5 protein-coding genes are annotated in these 2,536 nt (G+C 58.6%); 3 read left to right on the top strand and 2 right to left on the bottom strand.

Going from position 1 to position 2,536, the window contains the following annotated elements:
• Positions 1 to 98 precede the first annotated feature (98 nt).
• Positions 99 to 464: a hypothetical protein gene (locus U5A58_RS40275; RefSeq protein WP_321965440.1), complete on the bottom strand. Its 366-nt coding sequence runs from the start codon at positions 462 to 464 to the stop codon at positions 99 to 101.
• Between the two features lie 248 nt (positions 465 to 712).
• Between U5A58_RS40275 and U5A58_RS40270 the strand changes: the two genes are divergently transcribed.
• Positions 713 to 949 carry a type II toxin-antitoxin system ParD family antitoxin gene (locus tag U5A58_RS40270; RefSeq protein ID WP_321965439.1) on the top strand — a complete coding sequence of 79 codons (237 nt, stop codon included), beginning with the start codon at positions 713 to 715 and terminating at the stop codon, positions 947 to 949.
• Positions 946 to 1,284: a type II toxin-antitoxin system RelE/ParE family toxin gene (locus U5A58_RS40265; RefSeq protein ID WP_321938423.1), complete on the top strand. Its 339-nt coding sequence runs from the start codon at positions 946 to 948 to the stop codon at positions 1,282 to 1,284. The genes U5A58_RS40270 and U5A58_RS40265 overlap by 4 nt, the downstream gene beginning before the upstream one ends.
• Before the next feature lie 188 nt (positions 1,285 to 1,472).
• On the opposite strand, the gene U5A58_RS40260 is transcribed toward U5A58_RS40265, so the two are convergent.
• Positions 1,473 to 1,823 carry a hypothetical protein gene (locus U5A58_RS40260; protein WP_321965438.1) on the bottom strand — a complete coding sequence of 117 codons (351 nt, stop codon included), beginning with the start codon at positions 1,821 to 1,823 and terminating at the stop codon, positions 1,473 to 1,475.
• A gap of 531 nt (positions 1,824 to 2,354) precedes the next feature.
• On the opposite strand from U5A58_RS40260, the gene U5A58_RS40255 reads away from it, so the two are divergent.
• Positions 2,355 to 2,536 (top strand): cold-shock protein (locus U5A58_RS40255; protein WP_321965437.1); only part of this gene is annotated, 182 nt, incomplete at its 3' end.

Genomic DNA, 2,536 nt, shown 5'->3' with positions numbered 1-2,536 from the left:
GTCCTGGCGGAACCAGAGCCCTGTTGAACTGGCTCGCCTGTCTGCGTGTCACTCATGTGAGCCGTGTTGCGCGTACACGGCATCCGTCCTTATCTGCCTCATTCCAGCAAGCCAATCAGGACTCCTCTAGATATGCGGCGCAGCTGCACATAGAGCCGTTGTACGACAGGTGAACGGTAGTCCAGAAACCAACCGGTTCGTAGATTGAAGAGTCTGTGCAAATCCGCATCGTCTTTCGGGAAGGGTACCTCGCTTTCCTGCCTGGCGATCACCCGAGATGCCTCCACGAGCCTTGCCCGCTCCAGCCAGTCACATTCTGCGCCGTTCGAGGCCAGCCAGATCTTTGCCGATTCGATCAGATGATCGGTGCGCAGCCACACGCCCTCGCGGGCGAATGCAAAGAGCTGGCCGACCACAAGGAAGCACAGCAACTCGGTGCGTGCTTCGTCATCCAGTCTCGCCACTTCCCTTCCGCCATGTAGGTCGCCCGCAGGGCCGATTGTCGGGCTGGTTTCTCCTGATGCCGCAGCCGTACGGCCAGATCACTTTACCGCACCGATCGGCGGATCGCATGGGGACAGTTCATCGCCGCCCGCACGATTTCCCGGAAAGACTCGCCAGTTAAGGCTACTCGAACCGATCAGGCCACCCCTGAACATCTACCAGGAGATGAGTTTGGCAAAATTTGCCAAATCCTGATAGACTGGTTCACATGAGCACGATGAACATCTCCCTCCCCGATTCGCTGAAGGAATATGTCGACGAGCAGGTCGGCGAGCGCGGCTACGGCACGAGCAGCGAATACGTCCGCGAACTAATCCGCAAGGATCAGGATCGCAAGCACCTGCGGACAATGATCCTGCAGGGAGCGACTTCGGGCCTCGCAGATCCGGCCGACGCCGACTACTTCGAATCGCTGCGCGCCCGCGTACGTACTTCGCGCAAATGACGGCCAAGCCCGTCATCCCGACCCGGCTGGCCAGGCAGGACGTAGAAGACGAGCTGACACATTACCTCGTTGACGAAGGCTCGGAACAGGCAGCGCTCGGGTTCATTGCGGAAATCGAGCAGGCATACGCGCATCTCGCCAAACACCCCAACATCGGCTCACTCCGTTACTCGTACGAACTGGACATACCGGGCCTGCGCTCATGGTCTCTCGATCGCTACCCGCATCTGATCTTTTACATTGAGCGCAAGGATCACGTCGAGGTCTGGCGCGTACTCAACGGCAAGCGTGATATTCCAGCCTGGCTGTTGAGCGATGACAGCGAGTTCCATTGACGCCATCTGCACGGCACAAGGCCCGCGAGAAGCCATCTGGTTCGCGGGCTTCTTCATTTTCCGACCATGAGGCTCGCAAACCATTTGACGGCCGCGCCCCTTTCTGCGCGCTTACGCCGAAGCCGCCTTTCGTTACACAGGTAGGGGGTTACCAGTCTTTTTTCCAGTCTTCTGCGATCCGGCCCGCGTCACTTGCGACGTTCAGCGTCGGGACCCGGCACGGGGATAGTCCACTCAGCCACCACTTCCCCCGCTTCGGGTTCGCGCTCCCGCCTCAGCTCCAGGATACGACCGTGAGCGACAACCACTTTCAGGTCGAGCCTCACGCCTTTCCGGAAGTGGAACAAATAAGCCGTGAAGGAGGCTGTGTTGCTGGCAAAGTAACCGTCACTCAGAAACTCTCGACGCGCGACAAGTCCATCGCTTGCCACCCAGTAATCGGCCATGGCGCAATCGAGCGACTTTGTCTGCCAGTCCTTTCTCGGCAGGTCTTCGAGGAACGGCTCGAAATCCTGAGAAAACTCGAATGTATCGTTCATCCTCGAGCGCGGCTTCGCTGGTGTTAGCGTCGACCAAGGGTAACATGGGCTCCCCAGTCTCCGGGCTGGCACTGCAAAACTGGTTAGGGCCGCTTCCGCGCCACAGTTTGCTCGTCGCGGGACTGTGCGGCACGGGACCGCACAAAAATGGTGACGGAGACCGGGCTTTCGCGTGTGGCGAGGGCGGAATCCGCAATGCGTCGATGTTTCTGCGACTCTTCTCAAGTGCCTTCCCTGCTCCATTTCAGAATCAGTCTTCGCGGCGCAGCCTGCAGGCTTCGCTGAGACTCCCGCTTGCAGGGTAGATCGCGATTACCGCGCGGCAATCATACGGTGCCACCGTCAAGGGTTAGAACGACGAATGCCTGCACCGGGCCCGGGCCTCTGAAAGCCGGACCCTTTGCTGTCCGTGGACCTGCTGATTGGCAGGTGTCATCCCGGCATGGTAAAAAGTCGTCCCTTGCGGGTGATCGCCTCCATACGATGCGGTATTCTCGCGATTTCAGGTTTCAACATCGACAGGATTCAAAAATGGCAACTGGCACTGTGAAATGGTTCAACGATGCGAAAGGCTTTGGCTTCATCACCCCGGATGACAGCGGCGAAGACCTGTTTGCCCACTTTTCCGAGATCAAGACGGAAGGCTTCAAGTCGCTGCAGGAAAACCAGAAAGTAAGCTTCGATGTGAAGATGGGGCCGAAGGGCAAGCAGGC

This window comes from Paraburkholderia sp. J7 (genome assembly GCF_905220155.1).
GTDB lineage: Bacteria > Pseudomonadota > Gammaproteobacteria > Burkholderiales > Burkholderiaceae > Paraburkholderia.
Note: the sequence above shows the minus strand (reverse complement) of the source record. Positions and strands in the feature narration are given on the sequence as shown.